General features: G+C 59.0%; 10 protein-coding genes and 4 tRNA genes. All 14 read right to left on the reverse strand.

The window, feature by feature from the left end:
• Positions 1–109 precede the first annotated feature (109 nt).
• Positions 110–1,957, reverse strand: coding sequence for a DNA helicase RecQ (recQ, locus tag M0D67_RS23680; RefSeq protein ID WP_154566893.1), 1,848 nt, complete (start codon positions 1,955–1,957; stop codon positions 110–112).
• Between the two features lie 252 nt (positions 1,958–2,209).
• Positions 2,210–6,448, reverse strand: coding sequence for a DNA-directed RNA polymerase subunit beta' (gene rpoC, locus M0D67_RS23685; RefSeq protein ID WP_093647725.1), 4,239 nt, complete (start codon positions 6,446–6,448; stop codon positions 2,210–2,212).
• A 21-nt stretch (positions 6,449–6,469) separates the two neighbouring features.
• Positions 6,470–10,576 (reverse strand): DNA-directed RNA polymerase subunit beta, encoded by a 4,107-nt coding sequence (gene rpoB, locus M0D67_RS23690; RefSeq protein ID WP_054043374.1) that lies wholly within the window; start codon positions 10,574–10,576, stop codon positions 6,470–6,472.
• A 370-nt stretch (positions 10,577–10,946) separates the two neighbouring features.
• Positions 10,947–11,321 carry a 50S ribosomal protein L7/L12 gene (rplL, locus tag M0D67_RS23695; protein WP_054043372.1) on the reverse strand — a complete coding sequence of 125 codons (375 nt, stop codon included), beginning with the start codon at positions 11,319–11,321 and terminating at the stop codon, positions 10,947–10,949.
• A 63-nt stretch (positions 11,322–11,384) separates the two neighbouring features.
• Entirely contained in the window at positions 11,385–11,888 is a 504-nt protein-coding gene (gene rplJ, locus M0D67_RS23700; RefSeq protein ID WP_054043370.1) for a 50S ribosomal protein L10, read from the reverse strand.
• 302 nt (positions 11,889–12,190) lie between these two features.
• Positions 12,191–12,889, reverse strand: a complete 699-nt coding sequence (gene rplA / locus M0D67_RS23705) for a 50S ribosomal protein L1 (protein WP_011490061.1) — start codon at positions 12,887–12,889, stop codon at positions 12,191–12,193.
• Complete coding sequence (gene rplK, locus M0D67_RS23710) at positions 12,890–13,321, reverse strand: 50S ribosomal protein L11 (RefSeq protein WP_025496715.1); 432 nt, start codon at positions 13,319–13,321, stop codon at positions 12,890–12,892. It abuts the gene before it with no gap.
• A gap of 165 nt (positions 13,322–13,486) precedes the next feature.
• Positions 13,487–14,044 carry a transcription termination/antitermination protein NusG gene (gene nusG / locus M0D67_RS23715; RefSeq protein WP_007180147.1) on the reverse strand — a complete coding sequence of 186 codons (558 nt, stop codon included), beginning with the start codon at positions 14,042–14,044 and terminating at the stop codon, positions 13,487–13,489.
• Position 14,045: 1 nt separating this feature from the next.
• The gene (secE, locus tag M0D67_RS23720; RefSeq protein ID WP_046567533.1) at positions 14,046–14,426 is read right to left on the reverse strand and encodes a preprotein translocase subunit SecE; all 381 of its coding nucleotides are present in this window, start codon (positions 14,424–14,426) and stop codon (positions 14,046–14,048) included.
• A 36-nt stretch (positions 14,427–14,462) separates the two neighbouring features.
• Positions 14,463–14,538, reverse strand: a tRNA-Trp gene (locus M0D67_RS23725).
• A gap of 65 nt (positions 14,539–14,603) precedes the next feature.
• The gene (tuf, locus tag M0D67_RS23730) at positions 14,604–15,794 is read right to left on the reverse strand and encodes an elongation factor Tu (RefSeq protein WP_063497539.1); all 1,191 of its coding nucleotides are present in this window, start codon (positions 15,792–15,794) and stop codon (positions 14,604–14,606) included.
• 63 nt (positions 15,795–15,857) lie between these two features.
• Positions 15,858–15,932: transfer RNA gene (locus tag M0D67_RS23735), tRNA-Thr, on the reverse strand.
• Between the two features lie 16 nt (positions 15,933–15,948).
• Positions 15,949–16,022, reverse strand: a tRNA-Gly gene (locus tag M0D67_RS23740).
• 41 nt (positions 16,023–16,063) lie between these two features.
• Positions 16,064–16,149, reverse strand: a tRNA-Tyr gene (locus M0D67_RS23745).
• Positions 16,150–16,355: the final 206 nt, after the last annotated feature.

Raw genomic sequence — 16,355 nt, forward strand, 5'->3', positions numbered from 1 at the left:
CAGGCATTCCAAGAACCGGAACCTAGCATAATATTCCGAAAATGCTAAGGGAGTCAACAGGTTGCAATGTTTCGCACGCCTGCCGACCTCAAACTGCGCTCGCTGGCGCTTAGTCGGCGCCGACGACTTCCAGCAATTCGTCGCCGAAACGGTCCAGTTTGCGGGCGCCCATGCCCGGAATGCCGCGCAAATCCTCAATGGAATCAGGGCCGTTGCGGGCAATTTCGGCCAGCGTGGCGTCGTGGAAGATGACGTAGGCCGGCACGCCGTCGCTTTTCGCAGTCTCCGTGCGCCAGGCGCGCAGGCGCTCCCAGCGGGCGCGCTCGCGCGGACCCATGCCGATCGTCGGGTCGGCGCGTTCGCTGGTGCGGCTGGAAGACTGGCGGGTACGCGTCGGTTTCACGTAGCGACGCATTGTTACGTTCTGCTCGCTCTTCAGCACTGCTTTGGCGGCTTCGGTCAGCACCAGCGAGCCGAAGCCTTCGTGGTCGACGGCGAGGTAGCCAAATGCGACGAGCTGGCGAAAAATGGCGCGCCACTCCGGCTCGCCGAGTGCCGCCCCGATCCCAAAAGTGGTGAGCTTCTCGTGGCCGCGCTGCAAGATCTTCTCGCTACGGTTGCCACGCAGAATATCGATCAGGTGCCCTGCGCCAAAGTGAAAGCCACTCGCCCGCTGCGCGCGGAACACACATGACAACGCCATCTGCGCTTCGCGCGTCGCGTCCCACGTGTCGGGCGGTTCGATGCAGTTATCGCAGTTGCCACACGGCTTGCTCGACTCGCCGAAATACGCGAGCAGCCGCACCCGGCGGCAAGTCGCCGCCTCGCACAGCCCGAGCAACGCGTCGAGCTTGCCGGTCTGAACACGTTTATGCGCGTCGTCGGCGTCGGACTCGTCAATCATCTTGCGCTGCTGCACGACGTCGCCTAGACCATACGCCATCCAGGCGTTCGCCGGCATGCCGTCGCGGCCGGCGCGCCCGGTTTCCTGGTAGTACCCTTCGACACTCTTCGGCAAATCAAGGTGAGCCACGAAGCGCACGTCCGGCTTGTCGATCCCCATACCGAACGCGATCGTCGCGCACATCACGATGCCTTCCTCGCGCTGGAACATCTCCTGATGCTTCTGGCGAATTTCGAACTCCATGCCGGCGTGGTACGGCAACGCGCGCATCCCCTTCTCTTTCAGCCACTCAGCCGTTTCTTCGACCTTGCGACGCGACAGGCAATAGACAACGCCGGCGTCGGTCGTACCGTCCGGTTTCGAGTGTTCAGCGCGAATAAAGTCGAGCAACTGCGTGCGCGCATTGTCCTTTTCGACGATGCGATAGCGGATGTTCGGGCGATCGAAGCTTGATACAAAGATGCGCGCGTCATCGAGCGCGAGACGGTGGATGATTTCGTCGCGCGTGATCGCGTCAGCGGTCGCGGTGAGCGCGATGCGCGGCACGTTCGGAAAGCGCTCGTGCAGCACCGACAGCTGAATATACTCAGGACGGAAATCGTGACCCCATTGCGACACGCAATGCGCTTCGTCGATGGCGAACAGCCCGATGCGCGTGCGCTCGAGCAACTCCTGGAAACGGGGCGTCATCAACCGTTCCGGCGCCACGTACAGCAAATCGATTTCGCCTTCGCGCAGCGCACGCTCAGTGGCCATCGCTTCGGCGCTCGACAGCGTCGAATTCAGATACGCAGCCCTAACGCCGACTTCCTTCAGGGCAGCGACCTGGTCCTGCATCAATGCAATCAGCGGGGACACGACGATCCCCGCTCCGCAGCCTGCCTCCCGCCGCACCAGCGACGGGATCTGATAGCACAACGATTTGCCGCCGCCCGTTGGCATCAACACGAGACAATCGCCTCCGCCAGCGACGTGTTCGACAATTTCGCCTTGCTGTCCTCGGAATGCGGGGTAGCCAAAAACTTCGTTGAGGATTTCGAGCGAACGGGACATGAATTGGAGAGAAGCAGCGTGATGCCGGTGACACGAATTTTACCAACGCATTCGTGCTGCGCCCGCGCTTTGCGACAACGTTAGCCGTTCGGCCGACGAATCCACAAAAAACGCACAAAAATGAGGCGCCCGCGGTGCATGGGACAGGAGTAAGTGCTAAAGCACTAACTCCTGTCGACAAAAAAAAGCCGCTCAGTCGAAACTGAGCGGCTTCGCTGGCTTGTGAGCCCAAGCGGCTTGCGCCGCCCGGACTTACTCGCCTGAGTGCTGCTGTTCGGCAGCCGGGGTTTCCGGCGTACCGAATTCGAACGACTCTTCTGCTGCGATCTGATCGAAACGCTCGCGGTCGGACAGTTCCTTGCTCTTGCGTGCCTTGTGGAACGCGAGACCCGTACCAGCCGGAATCAGACGACCAACGATCACGTTTTCCTTCAGCCCGCGCAAATCGTCGCGCTTGCCCATGATCGCCGCTTCGGTCAGCACGCGGGTCGTTTCCTGGAACGACGCCGCGGAGATGAACGAATCGGTCGACAGCGATGCCTTCGTGATACCGAGCAGCACGTTGTCGTAGGTTGCCGGGATCTTGCCTTCCGCAGCCATCCGGTCGTTCTCGTCGAGCATATCCGAGCGCTCGACCTGTTCGCCCATGATGAAGCGCGTGTCACCGTTATCGACGATCTGCACGCGGCGCAGCATCTGACGGACGATCACTTCAATGTGCTTGTCATTGATCTTCACGCCCTGCAGACGATACACGTCCTGCACTTCGTCAACGATGTAGCGCGCCAGCGCTTCGACGCCCTGCAAACGCAGAATGTCGTGCGGATCAGCCGGACCATCGACAATCATTTCGCCCTTGTTGACGACCTGACCATCGTGCACCAGAACCTGCTTTTCCTTCGCGATCAGGAACTCGTGCTGATTGCCTTCGAGGTCCGTGATAACGAGACGCTGCTTGCCCTTCGTGTCCTTACCGAACGACGTCGTGCCCGTGACTTCCGCCAGAATGCCGGCGTCCTTCGGCGAGCGCGCTTCGAACAGTTCGGCCACACGCGGCAGACCACCGGTAATGTCGCGAGTCTTTTGCGATTCAACCGGGATACGTGCCAGCACTTCACCGACCTGCACTTGCTGACCGTCCTTCACGGTGATCAGAGCGCCAACTTGGAAGCCGATCTGCACCGAGTGCTCGGTGTTCGGGATCTTGACTTCTTCGCCGTTCGCGTCGAGCAGCTTGACCTGCGGGCGCACCGTCTTCGACGCTTGCGAACCGCGGCGCTTCACGTCGATCACGACCAGCGTCGAGAGACCCGTCACATCGTCGATCTGCTTGGCAACCGTCACGCCTTCTTCGACGTTTTCGAACTTCACCGTACCACCGTACTCGGTGATGATCGGACGCGTCATCGGATCCCACGTCGCCAGTTGCGTACCGGCCTTGATCTGAGCACCATCCAGTTGCAACAGCGTCGCGCCGTACGGCACCTTGTGACGTTCGCGCTCGCGGCCGTGGTCGTCGGTGATCATCGCTTCGCCCGAACGCGAGATGACGATCTGCTCGCCCTTCGCGTTGGTGACGTAACGCATCGTCGCCGTGAAACGCACCGTACCGTTCGACTTGGCTTCAACCGACGAAGCCACTGCTGCACGCGATGCCGCACCACCGATGTGGAACGTACGCATCGTGAGCTGCGTGCCCGGTTCACCGATCGACTGAGCAGCGATCACGCCAACTGCTTCACCGACGTTCACCGACGAGCCACGACCCAGGTCGCGGCCATAGCAGGCTGCGCACAGACCGTAACGCGTTTCGCAAGTCAGCGGCGTACGCACGCGCACTTCGTCGATGCCGAGGCGTTCGATTTCTTCGACCGCGTCTTCGTCGAGCAACGTGCCCGTTTCGTACAGCGTTTCCTGCGTTTCCGGATTGACGACGTCAGCCACCGTCACGCGGCCGAGGATACGGTCACGCAACGCTTCGACGACTTCACCGCCTTCGACCAACGCCTTCATGGCGACGCCGTTGGACGTACCGCAATCGTCCTCGACCACCACCAGATCCTGCGTCACGTCGACCAGACGACGCGTCAGGTAACCCGAGTTTGCCGTCTTCAGTGCCGTATCAGCCAGACCCTTACGTGCACCGTGGGTCGAGATGAAGTACTGCAACACGTTCAGGCCTTCACGGAAGTTCGCCGTAATCGGCGTCTCGATGATCGAGCCGTCCGGCTTCGCCATCAGGCCACGCATACCGGCCAGCTGACGAATCTGAACTGCGGAACCACGAGCACCCGAGTCCGCCATCATGTAGATGGAGTTGAACGACTCCTGACGCGTTTCGTTGCCGTCGCGATCGACCACCGGTTCCGTCGACAGCTGTTCCATCATCGCCTTGCCGACCGCTTCCGACGTTGCCGACCAGATGTCGACCACGTTGTTGTAGCGCTCTTGCGACGTGACGAGACCCGACATGTACTGACGGTCGTATTCCTTCACCTTCTTGGCTGCATCGCCGACGATCTGTTCTTTCTGCGGCGGCACGAGCATGTCGTCGACGCAAATCGAAATACCGGCGCGCGTTGCCAGACGGAAACCCGACTGCATCAACTGGTCGGCGAAAATCACCGTTTCGCGCAGACCGCACTTGCGGAATGCGGTGTTGATGAGGCGCGAGATTTCCTTCTTCTTCAACGGCTTGTTCAGCACCGAGAACGGCAGGCCCGGCGGAAGGATTTCCGACAGGATTGCGCGGCCGACGGTCGTCGCGTACAGCGAGATCTTCGGCACGAACGCCGGTGCGCCTTCCGACTTGTCTTCGTTGTGGACCATTTCCGTGATCCGCACGTTGACGCGCGAGGCCAGCTCGACTTCCTTGTTCTCGTAAGCACGCAGTGCTTCCGACACGCCGGTGAACGTCAGGCCTTCGCCCTTGGCGTTCACTGCTTCACGCGTCGCGTAGTACAGGCCGAGCACGATATCCTGCGACGGCACGATCGACGGATCGCCGTTGGCCGGGAACAGGATGTTGTTCGACGCCAGCATCAGCGTACGCGCTTCCATCTGCGCTTCGAGCGACAGCGGCACGTGCACAGCCATCTGGTCACCGTCGAAGTCGGCGTTGAACGCCGCGCAAACGAGCGGGTGCAGCTGGATAGCCTTACCTTCGATCAGCACCGGCTCGAAAGCCTGAATGCCAAGACGGTGCAGCGTCGGCGCACGGTTCAGCATGACCGGATGTTCGCGGATCACCTCTTCGAGGATGTCCCACACCACCGGCGTCTGGTTCTCGACTTCCTTCTTCGCAGCCTTGATGGTGGTAGCAACACCCATCACTTCGAGCTTGTTGAAGATGAACGGCTTGAACAGTTCGAGCGCCATCAGCTTCGGCAGACCGCACTGATGCAGCTTCAGCGTCGGGCCGACGACGATCACCGAACGGCCCGAGTAGTCGACGCGCTTACCGAGCAAGTTCTGACGGAAACGACCGCCCTTACCCTTGATCATGTCAGCGAGCGACTTCAGCGGACGCTTGTTCGCGCCGGTCATTGCCTTACCGCGACGACCGTTGTCGAGCAGCGAATCGACGGCTTCCTGCAGCATCCGCTTTTCGTTGCGGACGATGATTTCAGGCGCCTTCAGTTCGAGCAGACGCTTCAACCGGTTGTTACGGTTGATCACGCGGCGATACAGGTCGTTCAGGTCCGACGTCGCGAAGCGGCCACCATCCAGCGGCACCAGCGGACGCAGTTCCGGCGGCAGCACCGGCAGCACTTCGAGCACCATCCAGTCAGGCTTGATGCCCGAACGCTGGAAGGCCTCGAGCACCTTCAGGCGCTTCGCATACTTCTTGATCTTCGCTTCCGAACCCGTGTTCTTGAGTTCAGTGCGCAGCATCTCGACCTGTTCGTCGATGTTGATCGCGCGCAGCAGTTCGCGAACGCCTTCCGCGCCCATCTCGGCACGGAATTCGTCACCGTACTCTTCGACCTTGTTGTAGTAATCCTCTTCCGTCATGATCTGCCGCGCTTTCAGCGGCGTCATGCCCGGATCGATCACCACGTATGCTTCGAAGTACAGCACGCGTTCGATGTCGCGCAGCGTCATGTCGAGCACCATGCCCAGACGCGACGGCAGCGACTTCAGGAACCAGATGTGAGCGACCGGCGAGGCCAGCTCAATGTGGCCCATCCGTTCGCGACGCACCTTCGCGAGCGTCACTTCGACGCCGCACTTTTCACAGATCACGCCACGATGCTTCAGGCGCTTGTACTTGCCGCAAAGGCATTCGTAGTCTTTGATCGGCCCGAAAATCTTCGCGCAGAACAGACCATCGCGTTCCGGCTTGAACGTCCGGTAGTTGATGGTTTCCGGCTTCTTGACTTCACCGAACGACCACGAACGGATCTTGTCTGGCGAGGCCAGACCGATCTTGATCGCGTCAAAAACTTCAGGCTGTTGGACTTGCTTGAATAGATCGAGCAGAGCTTTCATTGCTTTCTCTCCGTAGTCCGATTAGTTGCGGTCGAGGTCGATATCGATACCGAGCGAGCGGATTTCCTTCACGAGCACGTTGAAGGATTCCGGCATGCCGGCGTCGATCACGTGATCGCCCTTGACCAGGTTCTCATACACCTTGGTCCGGCCCGCCACGTCGTCCGACTTCACCGTCAGCATTTCTTGCAACACGTACGATGCGCCGTACGCTTCGAGCGCCCACACTTCCATTTCACCGAAACGCTGGCCACCGAACTGCGCCTTACCGCCCAACGGCTGCTGCGTCACGAGCGAGTACGGGCCCGTGGAACGCGCGTGCATCTTGTCGTCGACCAAGTGGTGCAGCTTCAGGTAGTGCATGTAGCCGACAGTCACCGTACGTTCGAACATCTCACCCGTGCGGCCGTCATACAGACGCACCTGGTTCTTCGACGGCGTCATGCCGAGGTTCTTCGCGATGTCGTCCGGGAATGCCAGATCCAGCGCGCGCGACATTTCTTCTTCCGTCGCACCGTCGAACACCGGCGTGGCAAACGGAACGCCTTCGCGCAGGTTCTTCGCCAGTTCGACGATTTCGTCGTCCGTGAAGCTGTCCAGCTCTTCAGCGCGGCCCGACTCGTTGTAGATCTTGGTCAGGAATTCGCGCAGTTCAGCGATCTTCGCCTGACGTTGCAGCATTTCTGCAATACGCCAGCCGAGGCCCTTCGCGGCCCAACCCAGATGCACTTCGAGAACCTGACCCACGTTCATCCGCGACGGCACGCCGAGCGGGTTCAGAACGACGTCAGCCGGACGGCCGTCGGCCATGTACGGCATGTCTTCGATCGGAACGATCTTCGACACCACACCCTTATTACCGTGACGGCCGGCCATCTTGTCGCCAGGCTGCAGACGACGCTTAACAGCCAGATACACCTTGACCATCTTCAGCACGCCCGGCGGCAATTCGTCGCCTTGCGTGAGCTTCTTGCGCTTTTCTTCAAACGCCAGATCGAACTGGTGACGCTTCTGTTCGATCGAGTCCTTGATAGCCTCGAGCTGTGCCGCTGCTTCTTCGTCCGCGAGGCGGATGTCGAACCAATGGTAATGGTCGAGATCTTCCAGGTAAGCCTGTTCGATCTTCGTGCCCTTCGCGAGCTTCTTCGGACCACCGTTTGCGACCTTGCCGGTCAGCATACGTGCGAGACGCTGGAATGCATCGCCTTCCACGATACGCAGCTGGTCGTTCAGGTCGAGGCGATAACGCTTCAGTTCATCGTCGATGATCTGTTGCGCACGCTTGTCGCGCTGAATGCCTTCACGCGTGAACACTTGCACGTCGATGACCGTGCCGCTCATGCCCGACGGCACGCGCAGCGACGTATCCTTCACGTCCGAAGCCTTTTCACCGAAGATCGCGCGCAGCAGCTTTTCTTCCGGCGTCAGTTGGGTTTCGCCCTTCGGCGTGACCTTACCGACCAGCACGTCGCCTGCTTCGACTTCAGCGCCGATGTAGACGATGCCCGACTCGTCGAGACGGCCGAGTTGCACTTCAGCCAGGTTCGAGATGTCGCGCGTGATTTCTTCCGGTCCGAGCTTCGTATCGCGAGCTACGACGTTCAGTTCTTCGATGTGGATCGACGTGTAACGGTCGTCAGCAACCACCTTCTCCGAGATCAAGATCGAATCTTCGAAGTTGTAGCCGTTCCACGGCATGAACGCGACCAGCATGTTCTGGCCGAGAGCCAGTTCGCCGAGGTCGGTCGATGCACCGTCAGCCAGCACGTCGCCACGCGACACGATATCGCCGACCTTTACGATCGGGCGCTGGTTGATGTTCGTGTTCTGATTCGAACGCGTGTACTTGATCAGGTTGTAGATGTCCACGCCGACGTCGCCAGCAACGGCTTCATCGTCGTTCACGCGGATCACCATACGGCCTGCGTCGACGTAATCGACCACACCACCGCGGAATGCCTGAACCGTCGTACCCGAGTCGACTGCCACCGTGCGTTCGATACCCGTACCGACCACGGCCTTTTCAGGACGCAGACACGGCACAGCCTGACGCTGCATGTTCGAACCCATCAATGCGCGGTTCGCGTCATCGTGCTCGAGGAACGGAATCAGCGATGCTGCCACCGAGACGATCTGCGACGGCGCCACGTCCATGTACTGGATGCGGTCCGGCGTCACCATCAGCGTTTCGCCTGCTTCACGCGACGACACCAGTTCGTCGGTCAGCGAGCCATCAGCAGCAACCGCCGCGTTCGCCTGAGCGATCACGTAACGGCCTTCTTCGATCGCCGACAGGTAATCGATCTGATCCGTCACCTTGCTGTCCACAACCTTGCGATACGGCGTTTCGAGGAAGCCGTATTCGTTCAGGTGCGCGTACAGTGCGAGCGAGTTGATCAGGCCGATGTTCGGACCTTCCGGCGTTTCAATCGGGCACACACGGCCGTAGTGGGTCGGGTGCACGTCGCGGACTTCAAAGCCAGCGCGCTCACGCGTCAAACCGCCCGGGCCAAGTGCCGATACACGGCGCTTGTGGGTGATTTCCGACAGCGGGTTGGTCTGGTCCATAAACTGCGACAGCTGCGACGAACCGAAGAACTCGCGAATCGCCGACGAAATCGGCTTCGAGTTGATCAGGTCGTGCGGCATCAGGTTTTCGCTTTCGGCCTGGCCGAGGCGTTCCTTCACAGCACGTTCGACACGCACGAGACCTGCGCGGAACTGGTTTTCCGCCAGTTCGCCGACGCAACGCACACGACGATTGCCCAAGTGGTCGATGTCGTCCACTTCGCCCTTGCCGTTACGCAGTTCGACCAGGATCTTGATCGTTGCGAGGATGTCGTCGTCTTGCAGCGTCATCGGGCCGACGATTTCGTCGCGACCGACACGGCGGTTGAACTTCATACGACCCACCTTGGACAGGTCGTATGCGTCTTCGCTGTAGAACAGACGGTTGAACAGCGCCTCGACCGCTTCTTCGGTCGGCGGTTCGCCCGGACGCATCATGCGGTAGATCGCAATGCGTGCAGCCATCTTGTCCGCGGTTTCGTCGATACGCAGCGTCGACGAGATGTACGGACCTTGATCCAGATCGTTCGTGTAGAGCGTCTGGATGTCTTTGATCTTCGATTCGCGGAGCTTTTCGAGGACGGTTTCGGTGATTTCGTCGTTCGCGTTAGCGATGACTTCACCCGTGTCGCCGTCGACAACGTTCTTCGCGAGCACGCGGCCGAGCAGATAGTCTTCCGGCACCGAGATGAACTTCGTCTTCGCGTTGTCGAGATCGCGAATGTGCTTGGCGTTGATCCGCTTGTCCTTCTGGACGATCACGTTGCCATCACGGTCCGTAATGTCGAAACGTGCGACTTCACCACGCAGACGCTCCGGCACGAATTCCATCTGCGCGCCTTCCGGCATCAGCGTGAAATTGTCGAACACGAAGAAGTTTGCGAGGATCTGTTCCGGCGTCAGGCCAATAGCCTTCAGCAGGATCGTGACCGGCATCTTGCGACGGCGGTCAACGCGGAAGTACAGCACGTCCTTCGGATCGAATTCGAAGTCGAGCCACGAGCCGCGGTAAGGAATGATACGGGCCGAGAACAGGAGCTTGCCCGAGCTGTGCGTCTTGCCCTTGTCGTGTTCGAAGAACACGCCAGGCGAGCGATGCAACTGCGAAACGATCACGCGTTCCGTGCCGTTGATGACGAACGAACCCGTCGGCGTCATGAGCGGAATTTCGCCCATGTACACTTCCTGTTCCTTCACTTCCTTGACGACCGGCTTGCTCGGCGATTCCTTGTCGAGCAGCACCAGGCGCACTTTCGCGCGCAGTGCTGAGCAGTACGTCAAACCGCGCTGCTGACATTCCTTGATGTTGAATGCCGGCGGCGACAGCATGTAGCTGACGAACTCTAGACGAGCGAACCCGTTATGCGAAACAATCGGAAAAACGGACGTGAACGCAGCTTGCAGGCCTTCCGGCTTGCGCTGCGTGGATGACGTGTCTGCTTGCAGAAACGTGCTGAATGATTCAAGCTGGGTAGCCAGCAGGAAAGGTACTTGGTGAACGATGGGGCGCTTCGCAAAACTCTTGCGAATGCGCTTCTTCTCGGTGAAGGAATATTGCATACGATCTCCGAATCACGGCGGGCATTGTTGTCGAGGCAGGATACCTTGATGAGACAACCCGAGTGTTCACCGACTGAGACCCGATGGCCGTCCGATGGCTTGAACGAGCCTAGAAGCTTGGTGGTTGGCCGCTACCAACCGCTGGCTGACGGCAGCGGATGCCTATGTTGCCCGCTACCCGACCAAACTTGCCTTCTGCAGTCGCTTCAGAAGACAAAGAGAAGCGCCGGTCAATATTGCCGATAGGCGATTTTCTTTGGCTTCTGGGACCCCTGTTCTTGCCGAAACCGGCTGACAAAAACATGGTTCCCACAAAGCACAAAAAGGCCGGCGGTGGAAAACCGCCAGCCTTCGCACAACGCGCCGAAACTTACTTGATTTCAGCCTTCGCGCCGGCTTCTTCCAACTTCTTCTTGGCTTCTTCAGCAGCAGCCTTCGGTACCGATTCCTTAACAGGCTTCGGTGCACCGTCGACCAGGTCCTTCGCTTCCTTCAGGCCGAGACCCGTCAGTTCACGAACAGCCTTAATGACCGAAACCTTGTTCGCGCCGACTTCCGTCAGGTTGACCGTGAATTCGGTTTGCTCTTCAGCAGCAGCAGCAGCGCCGCCGCCTGCCGGGCCTGCCACTGCAACAGCAGCTGCCGACACGCCAAACTTTTCTTCGAACGCCTTGACCAGCTCGTTCAGTTCCAGAACCGACATCGAGCTTACTGCCTCGAGGATGTCATCTTTTGCGATTGCCATTTGAAATACTCCTAAATTGAATTCGGATACAGCCAGCGATCAATCACGCTCGACTGAAGTGCGTTACGCAGCAGCTTCTTCGCCTTGTTTCTTTTCTGCCAGCGCGGCCAGAGCGCGCGCAAAGCCGGAAACAGGTGCTTGCATAACGTACAACAGCTTGGAGAGCAGTTCTTCGCGGCTCGGGATGTTTGCCAGCGCTTGCACGCCAGCCTTGTCCATCACCTTGCCTTCGTAGGAACCAGCCTTGATGATCAACTTGTCATTGCTCTTGCCGAAGTCGTTGACGACCTTAGCAGCGGCAATGGCATCTTCCGAGATGCCGTAGATCAGGGGACCGGTCATCTGCTCTGCCAAAGAAGCAAACGGGGTACCTTCAACAGCGCGACGCGCCAGCGTGTTTTTCAACACGCGAAGGTAAACCTGTTGCTCACGCGCTTTCGCGCGCAGCTTGGTCAGATCGCCAACCGTGATCCCACGATACTCAGCCAGAACCACGGTCTGGGCTTTCGCGACTTGCGCGGCAACCTCAGCAACGACGGCCTGCTTGCTTTCTTTATTGAGTGGCACGGTTAACCTCCAGATTCGATACACGCAGCGTGCGCCTTGTGTACCGCGTTCAATAACGGCGTCCGACCAGTCAGGAGTATTTCGACCGCTCGATGCCCACATTGCTGCGGACATCCAACGGTTTCATCACTACAAAACCTTTTCGGGTTCGCCATCTGCGTTGGCTTTGCATTAAGGGTTCGCCTACCTGCTGCGTTCCCGCCAACGGTCTTTGACAACCGGTCGCTCGATGCAAACTGCCATCTTGCGACCGCCCAAAGCCCATAAAACCACCTCGACTCACATCGAGGCGATGAAATTTATTACTGTGCTGCGAGCGATGCCTGGTCGACGCGAACGCCAACGCCCATCGTGCTCGACAGTGCAACCTTACGCAGGTACACACCCTTGCTCGTTGCCGGCTTCGCCTTTTGCAGCGCGTCGACGAGAGCGTTCAGGTTGCTACGCAGAGCCGTCGGCTCGAACGAAGCACGGCCGATCGTGGCGTGGATGATACCGGCCTTGTCGACACGGAATTGCACCTGACCAGCCTTGGCGTTCTTGACTGCAGTCGCGACGTCCGGCGTAACCGTGCCAACCTTCGGGTTCGGCATCAGGCCGCGCGGGCCGAGGATCTGACCGAGCGTACCGACAACGCGCATCGTGTCCGGCGAAGCGATCACGATGTCGAAGTCGAGCTTGCCAGCCTTGACTTGTTCAGCCAGGTCTTCCATACCGACGACTTCCGCGCCGGCTGCACGAGCTTGCTCAGCCTTTTCGCCTTGTGCGAACACAGCCACGCGAACCGACTTACCGGTGCCAGCCGGCAGCACGACCGAGCCACGAACCACTTGGTCCGACTTCTTCGCGTCGATGCCGAGTTGCACTGCAACGTCGATCGACTCGTCGAACTTCGCGCTTGCGCATTCCTTCACGAGCGACAGAGCTTCGTCGATCGCGTACAGCTTTTGACGATCAACCTTGGCTGCAAATGCTTGCAGACGTTTTGAAAGCTTAGCCATTTACACGCCCTCCACGGTGATGCCCATCGAGCGGGCGCTACCAGCGATCGTACGAACCGCTGCGTCCAGATCAGCTGCCGTCAGATCGGGCATCTTGGTCTTGGCGATGTCTTCAGCTTGAGCGCGGGTGATCTTGCCGACCTTGTCGGTATGCGGCTTGGCCGAACCCTTGTCGATCTTCGCTGCCTTCTTGATCAGAACCGTAGCCGGCGGCGTCTTCAGAACGAACGTGAAGCTCTTGTCCGCGAACGCGGTGATCACGACCGGAATCGGCAGACCCGGTTCCATAGCTTGAGTCTGCGCGTTGAACGCCTTGCAGAACTCCATGATGTTCAGGCCGCGCTGGCCCAGTGCCGGACCGACCGGCGGCGACGGGTTGGCTTTACCTGCAGGAATCTGCAGCTTGATAAAGCCGATGATTTTCTTTGCCATTTTGAAAACCTCTTAGGAACGCCGCCCTAGTACAAGCGGACATTCAGTGAGTAGTAGCGCGCGTTCGCCAAAAAACAGACTACTTACGCTCCTCAACGGCCATTACGCGGACCGTAAGCGCGAAATACGGAACGCACCGACCGGTGCGCCCCGTAGAATTCTGGATTACAACTTTTCGACCTGGCCGAATTCCAGCTCGACCGGCGTTGCGCGGCCGAAGATTGTAACGGAAACACGGACGCGCGACTTTTCGTAGTTCACTTCTTCGACGCTGCCGTTGAAATCCGTGAACGGACCGTCCTTCACCCGCACCATCTCGCCGACTTCGAACAGGGTCTTCGGACGCGGCTTTTCCACGCCTTCCTGCATTTGCGACATGATCTTCTCGACTTCCCGCGGGGAAATCGGGCTCGGACGATTACGCGCACCGCCTACGAAACCCGTCACCTTGGCCGTGTTCTTCACGAGGTGCCACGTTTCGTCTGTCATTTCCATTTCCACAAGCACATAGCCCGGGAAGAAACGACGCTCGGTCACCGATTTGTGACCGCCTTTCACCTCGACCACTTCTTCAGTCGGAACGAGGATTTGACCAAACTGGTCTTGCATGCCGGCACGTTCGATGCGCTCTTGAAGCGCACGTTGCACGCTCTTCTCCATGCCGGAGTAGGCGTGCACCACGTACCAACGTTTGCCGCTCGGGGATGCCGGAGTATCACTCATATCATTTCCAACCCAGAATCACCGAGAAAATCGCCCATTCGATGGATTTGTCGCTAATCCAAAGAAAGATCGCCATAACGAACACAAAGCCGAACACTACGAGCGTTGTCTGGGTGGCCTCTTTACGAGTCGGCCAGACAACCTTGCGAACTTCTTTGTACGAGTCTTTGGCGAAAGCGATGAAACCCTTGCCAGGCGCGGAGAGAAGACCGACTGCAACACCCGCGATAGCGCCAACAGCCAAGGCGGCTCCGCGGACGTACCATTCCTGGCCGCTGAGCCAGAAGAACCCCACGAACCCGGCCAAGACCAACAATACGCCCGCGACGAGCATCAGCTTGTCGCCGGATGTATTTACAGTTTCGACGGAAGGATTCGCCATAACACCTTAACGAAGCGCCATATACAGCGCGAGAGTTGGCAGGGGCAGAGGGAATCGAACCCCCAACCTTCGGTTTTGGAGACCGACGCTCTGCCAGTTGAGCTATACCCCTAAACCATTTTGGGGTTGACGACACCGCCAACCCCGAAACTACCGATCAACGAGAACTTTCTGGCGTTACTCGAGGATCTTAGCGACCACACCTGCGCCGACCGTACGGCCACCTTCGCGGATTGCGAAGCGCAGACCTTCTTCCATCGCGATCGGGTTGATCAGCTTCACCGTGATCGACACGTTGTCGCCCGGCATGACCATTTCCTTGTCCTTCGGCAACTCGATCGAGCCCGTCACGTCCGTTGTACGGAAGTAGAACTGCGGACGATAGTTGTTGAAGAACGGCGTGTGGCGGCCGCCTTCGTCCTTGCTCAGCACGTACACTTCAGCCGTGAAGTGCGTGTGCGGGTTGATCGAACCCGGCTTCGCCAGAACCTGGCCACGCTCCACGTCTTCACGCTTCGTGCCGCGCAGCAGGATACCCACATTGTCGCCTGCCTGACCCTGGTCGAGCAGCTTGCGGAACATTTCCACGCCCGTGCAGGTCGTCTTCACCGTCGGCTTGATACCGACGATTTCGATTTCCTCGCCAACCTTCACGACGCCGCGCTCAACGCGCCCCGTCACCACCGTGCCGCGACCCGAGATCGAGAACACGTCTTCCACCGGCATCAGGAACGCACCGTCAACTGCGCGCTCCGGCGTCGGGATGTACGTGTCCAGCGCGTCGGCCAGATTCATGATCGCCACTTCGCCCAGCTCGCCCGTGTCGCCTTCCAGCGCCAGCTTGGCCGAACCCTTGATGATCGGCGTGTCGTCGCCCGGGAAGTCGTACTTCGACAGAAGTTCGCGAACTTCCATCTCGACGAGTTCCAGCAGCTCAGCGTCGTCCACCATGTCGCACTTGTTCAGGAACACGATGATGTACGGAACGCCAACCTGACGCGCCAGCAGGATGTGCTCACGCGTTTGCGGCATCGGGCCGTCTGCAGCCGAGCACACCAGGATCGCGCCGTCCATCTGCGCTGCGCCCGTGATCATGTTCTTCACATAGTCAGCGTGGCCCGGGCAGTCGACGTGGGCGTAGTGGCGGTTAGCCGTTTCGTACTCGACGTGTGCCGTGTTGATCGTGATACCACGTGCCTTTTCTTCCGGCGCCGCGTCGATCTGGTCGTATGCCTTCGCTTCGCCGCCAAACTTCTTGGTCAGCACCGTCGTGATCGCTGCCGTCAGCGTGGTCTTGCCGTGGTCAACGTGACCGATCGTGCCGACGTTCACGTGCGGCTTGGTCCGCTCAAACTTACCCTTGGCCATTTTCGACTCCTAAGAGGATTTATCCGTACGTTGCGCCGCGCGCAAACAATCACCGAGTACTTCTGGTGCCCATGGGCAGGATCGAACTGCCGACCTCTCCCTTACCAAGGGAGTGCTCTACCACTGAGCCACATGGGCGCTACTTCTTTGTTACTGGAGCGGGTGAAGGGAATCGAACCCTCGTCGTAAGCTTGGAAGGCTTCTGCTCTACCATTGAGCTACACCCGCAAGGATCCATGGATTCCCAACTACTGCTACAGCTTGCATTCTGGTGGAGGAGGTTGGATTCGAACCAACGTAGGCGTAAGCCAACAGATTTACAGTCTGCCCCCTTTAGCCACTCGGGCACCCCTCCGCAGAGAACTGATGATTATGAGGGAACAACCGCTTGCTGTCAAGGCTTGCTTGACCGTTCCAAACTCATAGCTCTCACTTATATAGTGATTCCAGCTCCGACCGTAAACGCAGAAACCCCACCTTTGTGGGGTGGGGTTTCTGGTCTTGCAGGGGAGCCTGACGATTACCTACTTTCACACGGGAATCCGCACTATCATCGGCGTG

The organism is Paraburkholderia sp. SECH4 (assembly GCF_030511745.1).
Lineage (GTDB): Bacteria > Pseudomonadota > Gammaproteobacteria > Burkholderiales > Burkholderiaceae > Paraburkholderia > Paraburkholderia madseniana.